This is a genomic window from Paenibacillus piri (assembly GCF_004354045.1).
GTDB lineage: Bacteria > Bacillota > Bacilli > Paenibacillales > NBRC-103111 > Paenibacillus_S > Paenibacillus_S piri.
The window spans coordinates 23490-43979 of record NZ_SMRT01000018.1 but is presented as its reverse complement, the minus strand read 5'-3'; the positions used below and the strand labels follow the sequence as shown (position 1 = coordinate 43979).

The window sequence follows — 20490 nt, the reverse complement described above, 5'->3', positions numbered from 1 at the left end:
GCCGGAATGGACAAACCGCGGTACATTATAAGCATCACATCCAACAAAAACTTTCAGCAGGAAAGAAGGGGGAGCCATGAAAACAACGCCTGCTGCCGTAGGAACGGATAGAGCACCGGCAGCCAAAGAGGCTTTTTACCAGACAAAGCGGTTTCGGCAGAATATTCCGCTATTTGTCATGCTTATACCGGGAGTGCTTTATTATCTGATCTTCCGCTACTTGCCTATGGGCGGTCTTGTGATTGCTTTCAAGAACTACAATTTTCACGATGGCATATGGTCAAGTCCGTGGGTAGGGTGGAAATATTTCGAGATTTTGTTCCAGTCCCACGTCACGCTGCAAATTATCTGGAATACCCTTACCCTGAGCGTTCTGAACCTGATCTTCGGGTTCCCTGCGCCGATTATTATCGCGATTGCCTTGAATGAGGTCAGGAAGAGCTGGTTGAAGCGCTGGATTCAAACCATTATTTATCTGCCTCATTTTTTGTCCTGGGTTATCGTTGCAGGCATTATCCTGACCCTGTTCTCCATCGACGGCGGCACCATCAACAAGCTGCTGGGCCAATGGGGAATGGAGCCGGTGCCTTTCCTTTACCGCGCAAACTCATGGATTGCCATCTTTATCGGCTCCGGCATGTGGAAGGAGATGGGCTTCGGCGCTATTATCTATCTCGCCGCTCTCTCCGGCATTGACCCCAGCCTGTACGAATCCGCGGGGATGGACGGCGCAGGCAAGCTTAGGCAGATTTGGCATATCACCCTGCCGGGCCTCCGTCCTACGATTATCCTGCTGCTGATTCTTGGAATGGGCCGTCTGATGGAAGTAGGGTTTGACCAGGTTTACAATTTGCAGAATCCCACTGTCCTGCAGAAAGCTGAAGTCATCAGCACCTACGTGTACAAAGTGGGGCTGCAGCAGGCCCAGTTTGGCCTGACCACAGCCATGGGCTTGTTTGAATCCTTTGTCGGCCTGGTGCTTGTGCTGTCGGCCAATGCATTGGCCCGTAAATTCGATCAGGGATTATTCTGAAGAAAGGAGGAGAACCCTCTTGAGGGAATCCACGGGCGGAAAAATTTTTGCAATCTTTATTCACGTGGTATTGATCATCATTTCTCTCACCTGCATCCTGCCTTTCCTGCATCTGATTGCGCTGTCCGTAAGCTCGGGGCATGCGGTTGACCTGGGTCAGGTCTGGTTCTGGCCGGTGGGGCTTGATTTCACCGTTTACAGATACTTTTTTGAGAATACGCCGGCCTTGCGCGCCTTTACCAACAGCGTGATCATTACCTTATGCGGAACGGCCTTGAGCATGCTGGCCACGGTGCTGACGGCCTATCCCTTATCCCGCCGTTACCTCTACGCCCGCAAGCCGATCACAACGGCCGCATTGTTTACCATGCTCTTCAGCGGAGGCATGATCCCTACATACCTGGTCATGAATAGCCTGCATTTGACCAATACTTACTGGTCCCTCTGGTTTGGCGGGCTGATCAGCACCTATAATATGCTGATTATGAAAAGCTATTTTGAGAGCATCCCGGGAGAAGTGGTGGATTCCGCCCAGATTGACGGCTGCGGCGAGGTCCAACTGCTCATGCGCATCATACTGCCCTTGTCTCTTCCCATGCTGGCTACGCTGACTTTATTCTACGGGGTGGGCTACTGGAACATGTTCATGAGTGTTATTCTTTACATCAGTAAGACGAATTTGCAGAATCTTACTGTTATCGTTCAGGGGATGCTGCAAATTCAGGGGAACTTCAATGTGTCGGCCATGGATATGATGCAGCAGCAGGAAATGGTATCCGAAAAGCTGAAAGCGGTTGGGGTTATGGTTATGGTTGTGCCCATGCTGGTGGTATACCCGATCCTGCAGAAGTATTTTGTCAAAGGCATTATGCTTGGCTCTATCAAGGGTTAGCGGCAACAACGAAATCAATCATAGATTGAGGGGGATTCCACATGTTTGGACAAACATCCGCACCAAGAATGAAGATCACGTTGGCACTGGGACTGTCGGCGGTTATGGCAGCAGGGGCAGCTGGTTGCAGTCAAAAGGAAGAGGGGACAAATGGGAAAGCCGAAGGAAAAGCCACAATTACCGTTTCCAACTATGACAGGGGCAATATTCCCGCAGCGGAAGGAACGGTTGAGGACAACCGTTGGACCAAGTGGATCAATGAGCATTCTCCCGTTACGGCCATGTATGTGCCGGTGGCCCGGGCAGAGGCAGTCAAGAAGCTGAATGTGTTGTTCGCATCGGGCAGTGCGCCGGATATTGTCAATGATTATGACACGGGGTTCCGGAATTCCCTGTACCAGCAGAAGCAATTGATGCCTCTGGACGATTACTTGAAATATGCGCCTGAATACCAGAAGCTGCTGGAAAAGTACCCCCAGCTTCGCAAAATAGGCACCAAGCCGGACGGCAAGCTTTACGAAATCGGTAAAATTAATGAGCCCCATCTGCAGAGTGTAGCCTTTATCCGGATGGATTGGCTGAAAAAGCTGAAGCTGGAGGTTCCGAAGACCACCGACGAATTGCTTGTCGTTCTGAAAGCATTCGTTGAGCAGGACCCTGACGGCAACGGGAAGAAGGATACTTATGGAACCAATATGAGCTACACCTCGGACGGCATGGTGGATTCCATGTTCGGCTCGTACGGCTGGAAAATCTCCAATGATGACAAAATTATCAGGAGTTGGGATAATGCTCTGGAGTCTCTTAAATTCAAGAAAAGGTTATTTGAGGAAGGGCTTATCGATAAGGATTACCTGGCGGACAAGAATGGTGCCAAAGCCAAGCAGGATTATCTGAACGGAAAAATAGGCGTTTATCTTCCGCCTGTTGTCAACAACTGGTTTGAGAGTACGGTAACGGACCTCAAAACGCTCCGCAAGGTTGTTCCGGAGGCGGAGATTGCGCCGATGGCGCAGCCCAAGTCTCCCATGGGGCAATTCGTTCATCATGTGGTCAATCCGGTTCAAATGACCACGGTGATCAATGCCGCGGCCAAAAATCCCAAGGCCGCTATGGAATATATTAACTTCATCATCAAGCCGGAGACCGGTCTGATTCTGAAAAAAGGAATTGAGGGAGAGCATTGGAAAAAAGGTGCGGACGGTTTTCCCAAGGTCGTTGATCCTGCGAAGAATGCCAAGGAACTGGATTGGGCCATGGACTACTCCATGTTCTACTCGATCCCCGAGAATCCGCTTCTGATTTCCACCACTGCGTTCGACGTGAGTGATCCTGACCAGAAGGCCGGTCTGGACATGCTGAAGAAAACCGACGAGTTTCTGCTTAATCCCGAGGCCAAGTATCCCGCGCTGAGTCACTATGAGCATATGCCTACCTTGCCGAGCGAGTTGGTAGTGATCAATACCAATGTCGACAAGGAAATGAAGGACATCTATGCCAAAGGCATTATCGGCGGGGCCAAATATACCCCTGAGCAGGCCGTTGCAGATGCCAAAGCTGCCTGGGAGAGAGGCGGCGGCAAACAGATTGAGGAATTCATGAATACCTGGTATAAAGAAAATAAGGACAGAGCCTTCCTGGGTAAGGATATCCTGGAGTTGGTCCGCTCCCAACACAAGTAAGGGCTGAAGGGCCTGGAATAGGATGAATGCGGACTTGGTTCGGCAAAGGCCGGGCCAAGTTTGCTTTCTGAACATTTTATATGAGAAGGAGTATATGAATCATGACAAATGAAATGCTGCTTTAAAAAATCGGACTGGCTCGTTCATGAGCTGCCCAAAACCAAAGAAGGCGGCTTCCAGCATATAGTCACTGCCATTGGCTACCGGGATGGAATCCACTTGCACAATGGGCAGTTATGGATTGATACGCTCTTTATGGCGGTTCTGTTTCTGAACCAGGCCGGGCGCAAGTTCAACCGGCCGGAGTGGGAGCAAGAAGCAGTACACCAGATTCTGCTCCATATCAAGTACTTGTTCGACAAACATACCGGATTGTTCTTCCACGGCTGGAGTTTCGAGCGCAACGATAATTTCGGCAGCATCTTCTGGTGCCGCGGCAATTCCTGGTTCACCTACGGCCTCGTCGATTACCTGGAAACTTGCCAGGATACGATTAACCCGGGCGTCCGTCAATTTCTGGTTGATACGTATAAGGCTCAGGTCAATGCTCTGGTTCCGCTCCAGGCCGCTTCCGGTCTCTGGCACACAGCCCTGCAAGATCCAACCAGCTATAAAGAGGTATCCGGATCGGCCGCAATTGCCGCGGGTATCCTAAAAGGCATAGAAGCCGGTATTCTGGATTCCTCCTTTCAGGCTGTTGCAGACAAAGCCATCCAATAATACGGGTAAACCGGACCGGAACGTGACGCGCTTCCTTCCTACGCAGACAGGTAAAATGAAAACCTTGTTTGCTTGGAAGGAAGCGTTTTATAATAAAATATGAAATTCGAGGGGGGGAGCCGACTGCATCCGATAAGCTGGCCGGGGTATATAGCCGGAAAAATAAAGGGCAGCTTCAAGATCAAACTGATCGTGCTGTTCTCGTGTATGGTAACACTTGCCTTTGCCTTGGCAGGCTGGATGGTTTACCGGTCAAATATCCAGTTAATGGAGGATGAAATCAGCAAGCAGTTCTCCATCGCCAACGAACAGGCTTTGGCCAGACTGGAGATGTCCTTCCAGGAAATCAACCGGGTATCCCAATCCATTATCCTGAATCCGTACATCGAACTGTTCCTCAGGGAGAACATCGTTCCCGTAAGCGATTCCTACACCCAATTCAAGAACCGCAAGTATGTGGAAGAGCAGTTGAACATGCTGCTGGTGGATGCGCCGTCCATCCGTTCCGTTTTCCTGTACAATGAGAACGGGGAAATGACGGTTCTCTCCAAAACCGGTGCGTCGGGAGAGCCGGGAACGGATGACTTGACCAGGATGATGGAAAAGCTTAAGCCCCATCGGGGGAATATGGTCTGGGGCCGGGCCGAGGCGGCCAGCGCCATTGATCCGGACGGCCGCAGAACGGTTCTGGTTGCTGCCAGACGGATGCTCAATGAGAAACTGATCCCGTATGGCACCATGGTGATGGTGATGGAGGAAAGTCTGGTATCCCATGTGCTGCGGGATCTTACGGAGAACGGCAGCGGCAAGGTGCTGCTGCTGGAGCCTATGGGCGGTATGCTCTACTCCAATACCGACCAGAGCGAGATGGAGCAACTCTTGCAACTGACAGTGGCAAATTATCCCCGTTATGTCAAAATGAATGACATCACCTATCTGTTTGTCCGCCACGAGCTGATTCCGGCAGGCTTTACCCTATATGGAGGGGCTTCCTTGCAGGAGATACAGAGGAAAAATAAAGACATCATCCAGGTATTGGCATTTGCCGGAATCGGCGTGATCCTGCTCAGTGCACTGCTTATTACGATTTCTACCCGGACGCTCCTGACTCCTCTGGCCCATCTGATGCAGGGACTGCGTATGCTGCGTTCCGGCGATTTCACGGTCCGTGTCAGAGTGGATTCCGGCGATGAGCTGGGCTACATCGGAGACAGCTTCAACAGCATGGCGGAGCAAGTGAGCGAGCTGATCAATAAGGTATATTTGGCCCAGATCAGCCAGAGGGAATCGGAGCTGAAAGCCATCCAGGCACAGCTGAACCCCCATTATCTGCACAACCTGTTCAATGAGCTGTATTGGAAGCTGTACAGCAACGACCAGGAGGAGGCGGCGCTTCTGATCAACGCCATCTCGGAGATGTTGAAGTATTCCCTTAAATCTGTCCAGACTGATACGACTCTTGGCGAAGAGCTGCATCAGATCCGCAATTACATCAAGATCCAGACAGAGCTGTTCACCGGCGAGATTGAAACCATTATTCAAGCTGAGGAGTCCCTGCTGAATCTGCGGATGATGCGATCCCTCTTGCTGCCGGTGGTGGAAAATGTTTTTGTGCACGCTTTCCGTGATATGGAGAAAGACCGGGTGCTGCGGATTAAAGCGTTCCTGTTAAATGAGGCGCTGCATATCGAGGTGGCTGACAACGGATGCGGCATGGATAAAGAAACCCTGAAAACCTTGACAGAGGCGGAGGCTGATCTGCCGGACGGCAATAAGACGGGAATCGGCTACAAAAGTGTGCTGCGGCGCATTCAACTGGTATACGGACCCGCATATGGAGTGGAAATTACCAGCAGTAAAGGGAAAGGAACGGTTGTTCACATGATGCTTCCTATTATATCCGGGACTCTGGGGAGTCATGAGGAGGGGAACGGATGAAGGGCAAGCTGTTTATTGCAGAGGATCAGCCCAACTTCCGCAAGGGGCTGCTGAAGCTGGCGGGGAAGAGGTCCGCCGAGTGGGTGGTGACGGGGGAAGCGGCCAATGGCCGGGACGCCTTGTTAATGATGGAGAAATGTGTCCCGGATCTCTTGCTGACCGATATCCGGATGCCCCATATAGATGGTCTGCAGCTGGCAGAAGAAATCAGAAGCCGCGGCTGGCTGACGAAGATTGTGATTGTAACCGGATTCAAGGATTTTTCGTATGCCCAGTCCGCCGTCAAGTTCGGGGTGTTGGACTTTATCACGAAGCCTTGTGTGGAAACGGATATATTAAGCGTACTCGACCGGATTTATGTGCAGCTGATTGAAGAAAGCCAGTCCCAACTCTTGGTGGAGGGCTGGAAGCGCCAGCATGAAGACAGCGAGCTGCGCTCGGCTATTATGGGCATGCCCTGCAGCGGCGAAGAGGTGGAGGCTCTGCTGAAGCGGATGAAGCAATGCGAGCTGCATTTTCTTCGTATTCCTACCTATTTCCCCCCGGAGAAGCATTATTCCGCCCAGGATGTGCCGCTTTTGCAGTTTGCTTTCGCCAATATTGCCGGAGAGCAATTGAATAAATGGTTTCCCGGCGGCTTTCGCCTGTTTCCCTTGAACGCATCGGAGTGGGCTTTATTGGTGGACCGGAGTGCTTCCCGGCCGAATACATCCCCCTCATGGCTGCAGATACTCACCGATTCGGTCCATCATTATCTGAGGCTGGCTCTTGAATGCAGCGGACAAGGGCTATGCGCCAGCACGGAGGAATTGCGCCAGGGCTACAGACGGTATCGCCGGGAAGGGGACAGGGACCACGGTTCTGCCAATGAATCACTGCTCAACCAGACGGCGCTTTACGAGAAGGAGAAGGAAATTGTAACCTGGCTTATGTCGGAGGATAACAGCCGGCTGAGCCGGGAGCTGCAGGAGCAAGCCGTCCGGATCAGCCATTTGCCCCCGCAAACCGCCAAGATCGAAGCGCTGCTGCTGGCTGCAGCCATTCTCCGGCTGGTGCAGGTCCAGTTTCCCGAATGGCAAATGGCCGTGCGCCCCATAGATTGGGATTCTGTCTACAAATGTGCGACGCCGGAGGATATTGCGGCATGGCTGCAGGGATACATCCATAAATTCCTGCAGTCCCACAATAACTGGCTTGCCAGCAAGAATGATAATCCGGTCAAGCAGGCCATCCGGTTTATTGAAGAATCATACATGGGGGTATGCGGCTTGGCTGAGGTGGCGGCCCATGTCCATCTCAACCCCAGCTACTTCAGCAATCTGTTTAAAAAGGAAACCGGTGAAAGTATAACCGTCTATATCCAGAACCTGCGCGTACAGAAAGCGAAGCTTCTGCTGAAAAGCACAGATATGAAAATATTCGAAATTTCCGAGGCCACCGGCTTCAACGACTCCAATTATTTCACGCATATGTTCAACAAAATAGCGGGAGTGTCCCCCAAAGAATACCGCAAGCAGTTGGCCGGCCAGTGACTCTTCCAGGAAAAATGTTCATTTACACGGAATTGTGGGAATCCGTTTTGTCAAAACGGCGGCTGCTGTGTATCTATCCATCCTGGCCGCCAAGCTGCTTCATCTTAATTATGCCCTGAGTGCCAGGCTTATTGCCGTGCTGGGGATTGATGGGACCCTGAAGCGCAGTCTGAATACCATTCTGGTGCGGATCGCCGCAACGCGCGGCGGCAACCGACACGCAAGGCCGTTGAATCGGAGCTGGAACGTGCCATTACCGAAGCATTGATGATTGACCCGCGCACGGAAATGGTTCGGGGCTTCGCATTCACTTGGTCAGGTGACACTCTATGGGTTTCGGTGTTACGTCGTGGATTCGCCTCTACGACGGTTGGACCTTATTTGGATTTACGCTGTGAAGAACACGGCGTCACCCGGCGACCTGCGATCCCTTGGAATCACAATGTATATGAACCACAAGAGGTTTACAATTTTAAGATCTATTTGAATAGTTGAAACATTATTAAACCTCATCACAGAGATGGGGTTTTTCTGTTGGGAATGAGATGAAGTTCTTGTCATTTATGGGATAACAACATATGACATCAACCGACAGATGATCTGTCGGGAGACAAGAACTTGATCTGACATATTTCAATGGCGTAAATGAATATTTTGACACATTCTTTAGGATGCCGTTTGGGGTATGTCAGTATTTTGACATGTCCAATTGGGGCAGGAGCAGGACTGACTTGGTTTCTAATGCTTGCCCTGAACATTGTCAGAAGCCTTCAGAATTGACTCTGTATGGTCTGATGGGGGAGGGGGTTATGGGATAAAGTTCTTGTCAAATCCCAATAACAAGAACTTTATCCCCTTCCCGACACATTGTAGGGCTGAAATTTGTTACAAAACATCAACGGGTACCGGCCGTTGGGCAACTTCTGGCGTTATAGTGCAATATTTGACGATAATCGTTGAGAAAATCAATAATTAAATACGATTTATCTTGCTCATAAAATTCAAAATAGCATTTTGCAACTATAACAGGCGGAATGAAAACGAAATCCTTGGTCCTGCACCGAAATCCCCTCCCGTCAATCACGACAAGGTTCATTACTACGCTGATGAGGATTTTTGCTTTAACCCAAAAACGGTTCAACAAGCGTTCTGGATGACAAATATAAGGTCTTCTAAATTTTTTTCATTCCCACGATTTTTTTCAAGGCCGCCCCAGCGCGGTACCACGATAATTTTTTCATGTCCAAGCGCCCCTGCTTGCCTTTCACTTTACATATCCTGGGATGGTGAAACGCAAATCTCATCTTGCTTCTTAAACTAATTAAATCCGGCTCTGCCCATCGCTGATCCTTCCCTGAAAATAAAGAACGAAATTTTCGCGCGATTGCATGTTTACTATTCATGCTGATCTGCGGTTTTTGTAGCTTATATTTTATGAAAAAGGAGTTTCCATGATTTAAGAAGTCCATATGACCGCCCCAGCCTGTGGTAATAACAGGCACACCGCTGGACAACGCCTCCATAAATGGTAAACCCACACCCTCTCCTCTTGTAGGTAGAACAAAGACGTCACCAAGTGTATAGATGCCTTTCAACTTTGCAGGACTCATATGTTCGGTAATGACGACAATCGGCGCTGTTTTTTTACTAAATCCGAGCCTTTTCTTATAACTTTCGATCCGGTTTCGAATCCATTGTCCGGTTTCGTGCCGCGTATATCCATTCGTTTTAATGACAAGCAGTACTTTATCATTCGCAGAGAATTCCTTCCAGTAGGCCCTCAGTAACGTCTCTGGGTTTTTCCGGTGCTGGAAGCCAAAAACAGATACGAATACAAAACGTCCTTTCGCAATTGGCAGATGGTACTTTTTATTTCCTGGTTTAAATTTTTCGCTGTGTACTCCATGAGGGACAATAAATATAGGTACTTTGACGCCGCTTTGCCGCAAGGCGATTTTATTTTGTGTGGTTGGCACACATACCGTATCAAATTGGTTGATTTTGGGGAACCAGCTTCGGGGAATACGGGTCGTTTCCCAGACCGTATTTAAAATAATACGGTCAAACTGTTTACGCTCCCGTTTCATGTTCAATTTTTGAGGGAGTAGATGATAAATTAGAACATTTCTTTTTTTTGAACCGTCTTTTTTCGTGTACCTAGACGATTCGCCAGTATTCACCTTGACGTTCACGCCTTGTTTCCTTAAAGCAGATACGTACTCTCTGCTCGCGATCCCGAGACCTGTCGCACGTTTTACTGGACCTCTCCAAACAACATGTATTTTTGCCATCACACAGCACCTTCTTATTTGTAACATCTATATACCATGCTATGATATTTGCTTCCGTATAAATCGGTGTGGGCTAATGATCAGGCATCTCCCGCCGTCGCATTGCAGTGATCGAACCCACATAGAATGGCAATCTTCAAGTTTTTTTTCGCCAAGCTGATATCCCAGAAGACAATGTTGCTTCGCTTAAGCAAAAGTTGTGACAAGATTTTGCTCTGTTTGCCCCTTACCACCGAGTGCCGCTGCTTATTATTATAAACGAAAGGCGCCGCATCTTGTTCAAAATAAGTAGCATCTTGTGGAGAATGCGTACAGTGGAAAACTGCCCTGGGGAAATGGTCAAAACGTTTCTTCTATTCCCGTATACCCTAAACAGTGATATATGTTATAGGTGCTGAAACAAAGTATCCACTTAATGGAATATTGGCCATTCCTAATGGGTGGTTCCCCACGCAAATTAGAAGAGATTCTTATGGACCAAAACAATGCTGTTTTTAACTTGTTGAATAAGTTTTTGAAAATCATTGCTAAGAAGCAAATTGCATCATTATCATCGAAGTTTAGCAACATCTATAACGTGAGTGACGAAGAAGCAAAATCAACCGTGGTTTTAGGAAATACTTCAGAGCATACTACTTCAAAGAAATGGGCGAACACCCATCTATAAATTATCTCGAAGTATTGGATAAACCAGTATTAATTTTGCAAGGAGATAAAGATTTCCATGTATCAGTCGAAAAAGATTTTGGTGGCTACAAAAATTTACTGGATGGTATGCCAAATGTAACATTTAAACTTTATCCGAACTTAAATCATTTGTTTATGCCTTCTGTTTATGGACAGATATTAAAAGCAAAAAAAGAGTATAGGGTTACACAACATGTAGATATAAAAGTTATAAATGATATTTCCGACTGGATTTTTTCAGTTTAGGAAATCAATAACGGGGAACGAAGGGGAGCTTGCCACACGGCAAGCTCCCCTTCGTTCATTAAAGTAAACCATTCCTGTTAAGGCGAATTATCGTGGGATCGTACTGATGAAAATAAAAGTGTCGAACGAAAAATTTGACTTCAGGAGATAATAATGCTGCTCTATTGGGAAAAAATGTTGACAGATTGCGATGACTCATTTATTTATTAATTAAGTAATAAATTAATATGGAGGATATCAAGAAGTGGACAACGAAGACCGTAAACAGCAAATTGTCGAAACAGCCGTAACCGTCTTCGCCAAGCAGGGATATTACAAGACGACGACCGCACATATCGCTCACGCAGTGGGGATTACGCAACCGTATGTGTTTCATTTTTTCAAAACGAAGGAAGATCTGTTTATCGCAGTGCTGCAGCAATCCGTCCAACGTATTGCAGGCATATTCAGGGAGTTGAGGCGCCGGCGGAGCAACTGAAGGATCAGATGGGCACAGCGTTCTGTGACCTGTTGGAAACACACCGGGACGAAACGCTTCTGTCGATGCAGGCGTTCACGACGGCTGAGCCGATCATTCGTCAAAAGGTTCAGGAAGGCTTTGCCCAGATTCATCAGGTGGTAAAGGAAAAATTCGAGCGAGCTCGGATTCCCCAGCCCGGCTTTTAGGCGTCTAGCTTCATTAGACCGGGATGGCTGCGGTAATGTCAGAGGTATTGGAACTGCCCGAGCTTTCACCTTACTGCGAGAAGGAATAACAAACCTTTTCCTATTTTGATTACATTTATTTTACTAATTAATAACGAAATGTTGAGGGAGATGAATCTCAATGGCGAAAGTAATACCGGGAAGATACACAGCTCGTATGGAGGGGGATTTCGTCGTCTTCTTAATCGGTATGCGCGTCAATCGGCTCTGGGCCATACACAAATGGCTACCGGTATTTCTGGCAATGGGACCCATGCTGCGGGAACTTTACACCAATCGCAAGCTCGGCTTCCGTGGCACGGAGTTCATGCTGGGCTGGCGCAGCGTCCATCTGCTCCAATATTGGGATTCGTATGAGCAACTGGAGGCGTATGCCCGTGGAGGGCAGCATCTTACCGCATGGCGAAATTTCAACCGCAAGGTCGGAACGGAAGGAACAGTCGGAATCTACCATGAAACCTTTAAGATCCGATCCGACGAGTATGAGTGCGTATACGGCAATATGCCGGTGTTTGGGCTTGCAAAGGTGTCGGAGCATATTCCGGCTGTTGGCAAAATGGAGACGTCGCGCCGCCGTATGGGAGGGGAGAATGAGCCCGCCGTACCGACTCCGGTAAATCCTCAATAATCGTCATAGATCATTGCACTAACGGGACACGTTAGTTCAATCACAATAAGACCGTCGGCACAAATCTCTAGGCAGAGTAATTGTAAATTACGCTAAGAACCAGCACAAATTAGTATATGCGGGGGGAGCCTCATGATAAGTGCTTTCTAGGTATCGCTCCCCTCGTCTCAAGTACCCTGTCCGAGAAATAGGACAGAAAAAAGAGGTACAATCTCACGTAAAGGTGAGATTGTGCTTTTTTCTTTTAAAGCTTTTTGTTAACTAACTGGAGGTAATGTGTAGTAAAAGTTCTTGTCCGAAACTCCGTACGCAGCAGCGGGGAGTCGACGACGATTGTCGGATGACAAGAACGTTGGTACATTAGAAGTCACATATGATGCGGCTTTTTCGTTTTATGTCCTCAAGTTCTTGTCAAAATAAAATGACAAGAACTTGAGGACATTCCCGATTTTGACAAGAACATTATGACATTCCCGACGAATCGTTGCAATTGGATAAGGATGTCTATCGTAATCTCGAGCACGTCAATTACTGATTAAGCTAACAAGCAGGATAATGGATTTTATGTAGAGGGGAGGAGATGAGGAAGCTTGACTCTAGTAGTCGTGTATAGTAATATTAAGTAATATTTACTAAGGGAGAGATGTTGATGTCGGCGGTAGTTCTTAACTAACCAAATTCCATACTTGAAGTTTTCAACAGTCCTAGGGACCAATTGCTGATATAGCATGGTTTATTTGTGACGGGCATTTTGAATTCTTCGGAATTAGTTAAGAACAGCGGATAATAATCAAAGCCTTAGTGCTGCCTATTGTTATGCACCCACAATCCGTGCTGTCTTCAGCGCGGTTTTTTTGTTTTTTTTGCGGTGCTCTTTAGGCAGTGTCCAAAAAGGGCAGGGATGACGTATGTTCATTCCTGCCCTTTTTGTATTTTCATAATGGTGAAATTACAGTTTTTAGGAGGAATTGTGTGAATACGTATATTGAACAAGCTCAGCATATCCGCCTGCAAGAAGGGCCTCAGGTGATCGAGCAGCTACTACTCGAATGCTACTTGAACCCGGGGATTTCAACAAAAGAGTTAGCACGCAAAACGCTACTCCCTACCCCTGTGGCTGCGGCAATCAAACGGGAATTAATTAAAGCTGGGGCTCTCGTGCAGGAACGTGGCGTCCGCTGTACAACGGACGGACTCGCATCGATTGAACGGGAATGGGGATACCGCGGCTTGAATCATTCCCTTTATCATGATCTGCATGATGAGTCAAAATGGATCGAGAGTCTTAAAGATACGCTGGCTATATTGGAGGAACTTTTATCGCTGCGGCCTTCCGTGGACGTTCAGATTGATCAGTCCAAATGCACGCCGGAAACGAGTCTGCGCCGGGCTATCCTTTGTTTGAAACAGCATGCATTGATCGGAAAGAAGATTTTATGTGTCGGCGATGATGACCTGGTGAGTGTGTCTATAGGTCTGCTGCTGCAGCGTTTGTTTCCAGATGGCGGGCACACCGTTACGCATATAGATGTTCTGGATATTGACGAAAGATTCTTAACGTACATTGAAACGATTGCAAAGGAGCGGGGACTGCCGATTCGATGCCACCGGCTGGATTTGAGGGAGCCGCTGCCGGAAAACCTGCACGGGCAGTATGATTGTTTCTTTACAGATCCACCCTATACGCTTCAGGGAATGGGGTTGTTCGTATCGCGCGGCATGCAGGCATTAAAGAGGGAGAGGGGGCTGCCTATTTTTCTATCATTTGCACATAAATCGCCGGAGTTTATGCTTGCCATGCAACGGGAATTTGTCCGCATGGGGCTGACGGTCAGCGCTAATTTCCCGCAATTCAACGCCTACGAAGGCGCGGAAATGATCGCCAATCGGAGCCAGATGTTCATTCTGCGGACAACAGATCAGTCAAAACCGGAATATCCGGATTCATTTAAGGACGCCTTGTATACAGGCGAGGTGAAACAAACGCTGCGTACTTACCGTTGCAAGCAGTGTTCAAGAGATGTGTATGTCGGAATTAACGGGGAGTTTGCGACGATAGAGCAGCTTAAGAATGAAGGATGTACGGGCTGCGGTCATGATACGTTTGATATGGTAGCCAAAAAACGGGTATCTCCAGAAAGGAATGAAAAGCGTGATCATACGGCAGATTGAAGCTCGTGATTTGATCGAGATAGCGAAATGGGAACGGGAGATTTCCAAGATTTCTTTTGGCGAGGACGCCATTACGGACTTGGCTTTTCACTTGCAAAAGCTGGAGAAAGCCATGATTCGCGAACAGTCCGGAATGCTGGTACTGGACGTCGACGGCTGCGCCGTGGGATGGATGTGGATGGGTTTCAGGGCGAATTCCGTTACACAGGAGACTTACATGCAGTTCAGGAGTTTTTACATTAGCGGGCCTTTTCGCGGTACTGCAGGCGTTGACAAGCTATTTGAAGCGGGAATTTCATTTGCTAAGCAAAAGGGAGCCCAAAGAATCGTGGGACATGTCCATGTTCATAATTTGCCGATGCGCACCCTGTATAAAAAATATGGCTTCATGCCAACACATCTGACGATGGAATATAGCGAATGCGGTGCGGCAGGGGAGAAAGAACATGATTAAATGTTTGATCTGGGATCTTGACGATACGTTATGGCAGGGAACATTGTCTGAAGACGGGGATGTTGCGCTGCGTCCGGGCGTCAGGGAGGTTTTGCTTACGCTTGATCATCGTGGGATTTTGCAGAGTATTGCCAGTCGAAACGATCCTGAACGGGCTTCTCAAAAGCTGGCGGAGCTTGGGATCGATCACTTTTTCCTATATCCGCAATTCGGATGGGGGTCAAAAACGGCCAGCATTCGAAAAATCGCCCAAGAGATGATGAACATCGGCACCGATTCACTTGCATTTATCGACGACAATCCGTATGAACGGTATGAAGTGAGTATGTACCTGCCTGACGTTTATGTGTACGAAGCCGGTGCCGCAGCGGCACTGCCCAAGCTTCCCGAATTTCAGATCGCCACATCGGAGGAAACTGCTAAACGCCGTCAACAAATGATGGCGCGATGGGTACGTAACACAGCCGAACAGCGGTTTAGCGGTACGAGAGAGGAATTTTTGCATTCATGCGATATGAGATTATCCATACAAGGTGTACAAAACGGGGATTTATTGCGTATGGTTGAGTTGGCGTCACGTACGACGCAATTCAATAATCTTGTTCAGGCTCCATCGACGTCTTTCATCCAGTCTTATATGGATTCGGAAGGGAAGTATATTTATGTCGGACAGATGAAGGACCGTTTTGGCGATCATGGGATTGTGGCGATGGCAATGGTGCATGTTCATGATTCGGGTGCAGAAATCGAGCTGTTTTGTATTTCGTGCCGTATGGAGGGACGGGGGATCGGTACTGCTTTTTTGGGAGCTGTCCTATCCCGAATCCAGCAAGAACGCCCGCTGCTGACGGAAGCTGTGTGCCGTTATCGGCTGCAGGAACGGAATCGCCCCGCTTTATTGTTGCTGCAGCTGTTAGGCTTTAGATGTAGTTTGCAGGGGCAGCAGGAATCGATCTATACGCTGCCGTTTCCCTATACTTATTCAGGGCCGGAATGGATCCGTTTGGAAATGGAAAAGGAGTGTCATTTAATGATTGAATTAGGGGATCGCCGGGAATTGGAGCACAAGGTTGCTCAAATCGTGCAAACTCTATTAGGAAGCAAAGATGTGTCCACGGAAACAATCCTGCTTGGGCAGCAAGGCATACTTGATTCGGTCACTGCTGTTGCGCTTATCGTTCAGTTGGAGCAGACGTTTGAAATCAGTTTTGGCGATGAAGATCTAACGCTGGATAATTTGTCGAGTGTAGAGAATATTGTTTCTTTTCTGGAGAAAGAAAAATAATGAAAATTTAGGAGGCAAAAATGTTGACTACAGAGTTACACACAGAACGATTACATTTGAGAAAAATGAAGATATCGGATTCGCCTAGTTTGTTTAAAATTTGGTCAGATCCAGAGGTTACCAAGTTCATGAATATTAATTGTTTTACTGATGAAAATCAGGCCAATGATATGATTAAACTCCTTGATGAACTTTCCAAAGATAACAAAGCTATTCGTTTCTCTATAATTGAAATTGAATCAAATGAAATCATTGGTACTTGTGGGTACGATTCCTTAGATTTTGAAAATGTAAAAGCAGAAATCGGTTTTGACATTGCTAGAGCATTTTGGGGAAAAGGATACGCTTCAGAAGCTATCAGTTCTTTGATAGATTACGCATTCTCATCTTTAAAGCTAAATCGAATCGAAGCACAAGTGGAACCCGAAAACGTGAATTCAGTAAAAGTCCTACAGAAGTTAAACTTTATATTTGAAGGAACGCTAAGACAGTATGAAAGAGTTAACGGAAAGTTTAAAGATCTCAGTATTTATTCAAAACTAATAACAGATTGACTTGATTTTTTTCATTTTGACTGATTATGTTCACTAACGGATACATTAGCTCAATAATACATGAAACGGTAGCCGGACAGAACAATCGGCTGCCGTTTCTCAACTACGGGCAGCATTCCTATTATGAAGAAATACGAGGTTTGAGAAATAAAAAGACTCCTTGGTATGATGTTGATGGGTCCACGATGCTGGCCAGCGACCGGATCCAAAAACAAACCAAGGAGACTACAAGATGCCTTCTACTTGAGGCGCTCCATTTTGGCAAAGCCCATTTCTTAGGCTCGATCACAAGCCTAGACGCACACCGCAGTAAAGTTCAGTGTCTTCCGCTTTTTATATGGAAACAGAATATTGTGAGAGTTTGGGGAGAATATACACATTTGATGTTCTAATGTGAAAAACGATAACGCAGCATCCACCCGCCTTCTTTTTTCAAGGAAGGGGTACTATTCATCACACCGCATAAGAAACGATAAGTCCAGGGTGTCTCGGCGATATATGGTGATCCAACGATGGATTGGGACTCAATAAGTTTGAGGTGTGGGCTCCACTTTTCGGGCTCTCTGGGATCATCAAAACCCGGGTTGGAGGGCGCAATTCCTCCGATTGCTTTTATGGAAGGATGGTACTTGAGCATTCGTGATGCAAATCGGGTATATCCATTGAACGCGATTTGGCCGCTTTGAAAATGACGGGTAAGCCGTACAAAGAGATGTTTGACATCGTTTTCGGTAAGGAAGGGAAGCACCCCGTCGGCAATAATGATCACCGGGCGATTTGAAGGAATTTCGTTCAGCCAAAAAGGATCGGTCAAGGAAGAGCCTATCATGCAGTAACCTTCGCGATCCGAAAAGAAATGTCGGCGTAATTCGATGACATCGGGGAAGTCCAAATCGAACCAACGCACACTCTTTGGCGGGCACACCCGTTCCATACGGCTGTCCAGACCGCAGCCAAGCTCTAAAACGGTCGCATCTGAATACTCCACAAGAAATTCTTTAGTCCATACATCAAGATATTTGGCTCGAATTGCGCCACCGAAGCTCTCTTTAGTCGGGATTTTCAATTTTTTGAAATTGGAATCAAGCTGCTGGGCTATCTCCATGGCTTTCTTATCGCCTAGAATCGGATTATTCGAGCAACTATCAAGGGCTCTTGTATATAGAGTTAGAAGTAATGTTTCTCTCTCCATAGCTAGGTTTACTTTAATGGTTCCCATATAAACGACTCCTTTTCTGAATGCGTAAAGATCAGGTATAGCAGTTATTTATTTTTATTGAAATATATTTTGCTTTTCATTTCAAAATTATATTGCGGCTTTCCTGCTTTGTAAATGGTTTTTGAAATTTTTTTTGTCCGATATTTCAAAATGTGATAGAATGTGAATGAGGGGTGGTCAAACTGGACGGATTTACCAGACGAACAAAAGAGAAGATGAAAAACATTGAAGAGGCAACGATCTCGCTCTTAATAAAAGCGCCCGATGATATAAAAATCTCTGATATTGCAAATAAAGCCAATGTATCCCAGGTGACAATATATAATTATTATGGAAGTAAGGAAAAGCTCATTGAAGCCGCAGTATTGCGACTAACCCGAGAGCAAATACAATGGTTTGAACAGTTGATTGAAGCAGATATGCCATTTAAGGAAAAATTGAAGCAGTTCCTCTCCTTCAAAAAACAAACAGCAGGTCAATATGGCATATATAAACTAGCATTTCAGAGCAGTAAAGCAGACGAATTTCTAACGGATGTATACACACAGACCCTGCATTTATTTATGAAGTTTATTCAAAGCGGCAGGCAAAGCGGCTATATTCGTGAATCCGTAAAGGATGAGACATTGCTATTTTATCTGCGTATGATTGAGCGATCCATATCCCATCTTGAGCAAGACCTAGCCGCGATCAGTGATTATGAGCTTATTAGTGAGGGAATCATAGATTTGCTGTTTTACGGAATTTTTATTCAAAAGGAAAATACGAGTGGAATATAATGTAGGAAGAATTGTGTCGTTAATGTAGGAACATTGTGTCGTTAAATAGCAGCGATATCGGGTGACAAGAATATTATCTCATTAACTGCCGCGTAAATCGCGGCTTTCTTGTTTTATGGGATAAAGTTCTTGTCAAATTTCAATGACAAGAACTTGATCCCATTCCCGAAATTGACAAGAACATTATCCCATTCCCGATGATGGTTACATAATGTGGTAAATCATCAAAAATTGGATTGGTATTAAGCTAATTTGGCAGAATTGTTTGATTTACCATCCTTCGTTAAATTAAATTTGTATTCGGTCAGGCCAGGACTATGCACATTAGCAATCCATGAGAAACCGGACATGCTGTTGGATGATAAAATGTAGACATAAAGGAGGCTGCATATGGAACGTGTAATCTTGATGATGAATGTGCGAGAAAACCAGGGAGGAGAGTCAGTCGCATGGCAAAGATCGTTTTCGCATTGAACCAATCTCTGGACGGATTCGTCGACCACGACCACCCGGCATTTCAGCCCGACCCCGTGCTATTCCGTCATTTCATCGACGACGTGCGCGGCCTGGCGGGCAGCCTGTATGGGCGCCGCATGTACGAGACCATGCGGTATTGGGACGAAGACCATTTTGAATGGGATGCGCCGGAACGGGAATACGCAGCGGCGTGGCAAAGCAAACCGAAGTGGGTGGTGTCGAGGACGTTAAAGTCCGTCGGTCCGAACGCTTCTCTGATCGAGGGCGACCTCGCAGCGGCCATACGTGGGCTGAAGGCTCAGCATGAAGGGGAGATTGAAGTTGCCGGGCCGGAGTTGGCCCACAGTCTAACGGAGCTCGGTCTTGTTGATGAGTATCGACTCTATCTCCATCCAGTCGTGCTGGGTCACGGCAAGCCGTTCTTCGCCGGTCCGCGGCCGCCGCTGCGCCTTGTGGCAAGCGATCGAATTGGCGAGAAGGTGATCAGGTTGACCTACGTTCCAGCTTAGTTGTGCGGTTGACCCAGCGGCCTAAAGGGCACGGCGTCATCAAGATCGCCGCGTACGAGAAGGGCAACGTGATCGTCATTTCGGTCAAGGATAACGGCGGATTGGCATGTCCAAATCAGAGGTAGCCCCGATCAACGCCGAGCTGGACCAGGTATGACGACCTACGGGTACGGTGTGTTCAAAAACGAGGATCCGGTGAAACAGATGTGGGCAATCGAATTCGCCAAATTTCTCGAAAGCAAGGAGAACGCGGCCGCCGTGAAAGCCAGCGAATCCCTTTCCACAAGTAAATCAATGGTGGATATGTACAAAAACCGTACGGACGAAAACGTAAAATTCGCGGAAAGATTAACCGAATTTGCTGTGGACGGCGGATTGGCGGCTCCGGGCTTCAACAAGCAAAGGGCGATCTTTGCGAAGAAGATTCAAGCCGCTTTTACAAACGCCCTTACGCCGGAACAAGCGTAGCAAGAATTCGAGGCAGAAGCCAGTCGTGTTCTTAATTAAGCAATCATTTACCCTTTGACCAAATCGATTTTCCGTTTGCGTGGTATTTGATTTAGGGCTTTACGTTTGCAGTTTGGTGTGGATCAAATGATGCATGGGAAGTCCATACTGCGCCTAACGCTCGCGTTCTTGAGAAAAGCGCCCTCTGGGGCGCTTTTTCAATTGGCTGCTTAACAAGCA

General features: G+C 47.3%; 21 protein-coding genes. 19 read left to right on the top strand and 2 right to left on the bottom strand.

What is annotated here, in order from left to right:
• The first annotated feature begins 76 nt into the window (after positions 1-76).
• From E1757_RS28080 to E1757_RS37315, 7 genes are all read left to right on the top strand, one after another.
• Positions 77-1033, top strand: coding sequence for an ABC transporter permease (locus tag E1757_RS28080; RefSeq protein ID WP_133234486.1), 957 nt, complete (start codon positions 77-79; stop codon positions 1031-1033).
• Positions 1034-1052: 19 nt separating this feature from the next.
• A complete protein-coding gene (locus tag E1757_RS28075) occupies positions 1053-1925 on the top strand; it encodes a carbohydrate ABC transporter permease (RefSeq protein WP_246079599.1) in 873 nt (290 codons plus the stop codon).
• 41 nt (positions 1926-1966) lie between these two features.
• Positions 1967-3607: an extracellular solute-binding protein gene (locus E1757_RS28070; protein ID WP_246079598.1), complete on the top strand. Its 1641-nt coding sequence runs from the start codon at positions 1967-1969 to the stop codon at positions 3605-3607.
• 108 nt (positions 3608-3715) lie between these two features.
• The gene (locus E1757_RS28065) at positions 3716-4327 is read left to right on the top strand and encodes a glycoside hydrolase family 88 protein (RefSeq protein ID WP_133234484.1); all 612 of its coding nucleotides are present in this window, start codon (positions 3716-3718) and stop codon (positions 4325-4327) included.
• Between the two features lie 99 nt (positions 4328-4426).
• Positions 4427-6265 carry a cache domain-containing sensor histidine kinase gene (locus E1757_RS28060; protein ID WP_246079597.1) on the top strand — a complete coding sequence of 613 codons (1839 nt, stop codon included), beginning with the start codon at positions 4427-4429 and terminating at the stop codon, positions 6263-6265.
• Positions 6262-7797, top strand: a complete 1536-nt coding sequence (locus E1757_RS28055) for a response regulator transcription factor (protein WP_133234482.1) — start codon at positions 6262-6264, stop codon at positions 7795-7797. Before E1757_RS28060 ends, E1757_RS28055 begins: the two co-directional genes overlap by 4 nt.
• A gap of 34 nt (positions 7798-7831) precedes the next feature.
• Positions 7832-8065, top strand: coding sequence for an aromatic acid exporter family protein (locus E1757_RS37315; RefSeq protein WP_425464865.1), 234 nt, complete (start codon positions 7832-7834; stop codon positions 8063-8065).
• A gap of 904 nt (positions 8066-8969) precedes the next feature.
• On the opposite strand, the gene E1757_RS28040 is transcribed toward E1757_RS37315, so the two are convergent.
• A complete protein-coding gene (locus E1757_RS28040) occupies positions 8970-10088 on the bottom strand; it encodes a glycosyltransferase family 4 protein (protein WP_133234480.1) in 1119 nt (372 codons plus the stop codon).
• Positions 10089-10560: 472 nt separating this feature from the next.
• On the opposite strand from E1757_RS28040, the gene E1757_RS36665 reads away from it, so the two are divergent.
• From E1757_RS36665 to E1757_RS28005, 9 genes are all read left to right on the top strand, one after another.
• Entirely contained in the window at positions 10561-10755 is a 195-nt protein-coding gene (locus E1757_RS36665; protein WP_246079596.1) for a hypothetical protein, read from the top strand.
• Positions 10734-11021: an alpha/beta fold hydrolase gene (locus E1757_RS36660; protein WP_246079595.1), complete on the top strand. Its 288-nt coding sequence runs from the start codon at positions 10734-10736 to the stop codon at positions 11019-11021. Before E1757_RS36665 ends, E1757_RS36660 begins: the two co-directional genes overlap by 22 nt.
• Before the next feature lie 244 nt (positions 11022-11265).
• Positions 11266-11499 (top strand): TetR/AcrR family transcriptional regulator, encoded by a 234-nt coding sequence (locus tag E1757_RS36655; protein ID WP_246079594.1) that lies wholly within the window; start codon positions 11266-11268, stop codon positions 11497-11499.
• 8 nt (positions 11500-11507) lie between these two features.
• Entirely contained in the window at positions 11508-11687 is a 180-nt protein-coding gene (locus tag E1757_RS36650) for a hypothetical protein (protein WP_246079593.1), read from the top strand.
• 160 nt (positions 11688-11847) lie between these two features.
• Positions 11848-12354, top strand: a complete 507-nt coding sequence (locus E1757_RS28025) for a DUF4188 domain-containing protein (RefSeq protein WP_133234478.1) — start codon at positions 11848-11850, stop codon at positions 12352-12354.
• A gap of 972 nt (positions 12355-13326) precedes the next feature.
• Positions 13327-14526 (top strand): bis-aminopropyl spermidine synthase family protein, encoded by a 1200-nt coding sequence (locus tag E1757_RS28020; RefSeq protein WP_133234476.1) that lies wholly within the window; start codon positions 13327-13329, stop codon positions 14524-14526.
• Positions 14498-14980, top strand: a complete 483-nt coding sequence (locus tag E1757_RS28015; protein ID WP_133234474.1) for a GNAT family N-acetyltransferase — start codon at positions 14498-14500, stop codon at positions 14978-14980. Before E1757_RS28020 ends, E1757_RS28015 begins: the two co-directional genes overlap by 29 nt.
• Positions 14973-16265 carry an HAD-IIIC family phosphatase gene (locus E1757_RS28010; RefSeq protein WP_133234472.1) on the top strand — a complete coding sequence of 431 codons (1293 nt, stop codon included), beginning with the start codon at positions 14973-14975 and terminating at the stop codon, positions 16263-16265. The genes E1757_RS28015 and E1757_RS28010 overlap by 8 nt, the downstream gene beginning before the upstream one ends.
• Before the next feature lie 23 nt (positions 16266-16288).
• Positions 16289-16819, top strand: a complete 531-nt coding sequence (locus E1757_RS28005) for a GNAT family N-acetyltransferase (protein ID WP_133234684.1) — start codon at positions 16289-16291, stop codon at positions 16817-16819.
• A gap of 388 nt (positions 16820-17207) precedes the next feature.
• Here E1757_RS28005 and E1757_RS28000 read toward each other — a convergent pair whose 3' ends face one another.
• Positions 17208-18038, bottom strand: a complete 831-nt coding sequence (locus E1757_RS28000) for a class I SAM-dependent methyltransferase (RefSeq protein ID WP_133234470.1) — start codon at positions 18036-18038, stop codon at positions 17208-17210.
• Between the two features lie 173 nt (positions 18039-18211).
• Here E1757_RS28000 and E1757_RS27995 point away from each other — a divergent pair, with 173 nt between their 5' ends.
• The 3 genes from E1757_RS27995 to E1757_RS27985 all read left to right on the top strand — a co-directional run bounded on the left by E1757_RS27995 (position 18212) and on the right by E1757_RS27985 (position 20271).
• Positions 18212-18817 carry a TetR/AcrR family transcriptional regulator gene (locus E1757_RS27995; protein ID WP_133234468.1) on the top strand — a complete coding sequence of 202 codons (606 nt, stop codon included), beginning with the start codon at positions 18212-18214 and terminating at the stop codon, positions 18815-18817.
• Between the two features lie 449 nt (positions 18818-19266).
• Complete coding sequence (locus E1757_RS27990) at positions 19267-19803, top strand: dihydrofolate reductase family protein (protein ID WP_133234466.1); 537 nt, start codon at positions 19267-19269, stop codon at positions 19801-19803.
• A 153-nt stretch (positions 19804-19956) separates the two neighbouring features.
• Positions 19957-20271: a type 2 periplasmic-binding domain-containing protein gene (locus E1757_RS27985; RefSeq protein ID WP_133234464.1), complete on the top strand. Its 315-nt coding sequence runs from the start codon at positions 19957-19959 to the stop codon at positions 20269-20271.
• Positions 20272-20490 lie beyond the last annotated feature (219 nt).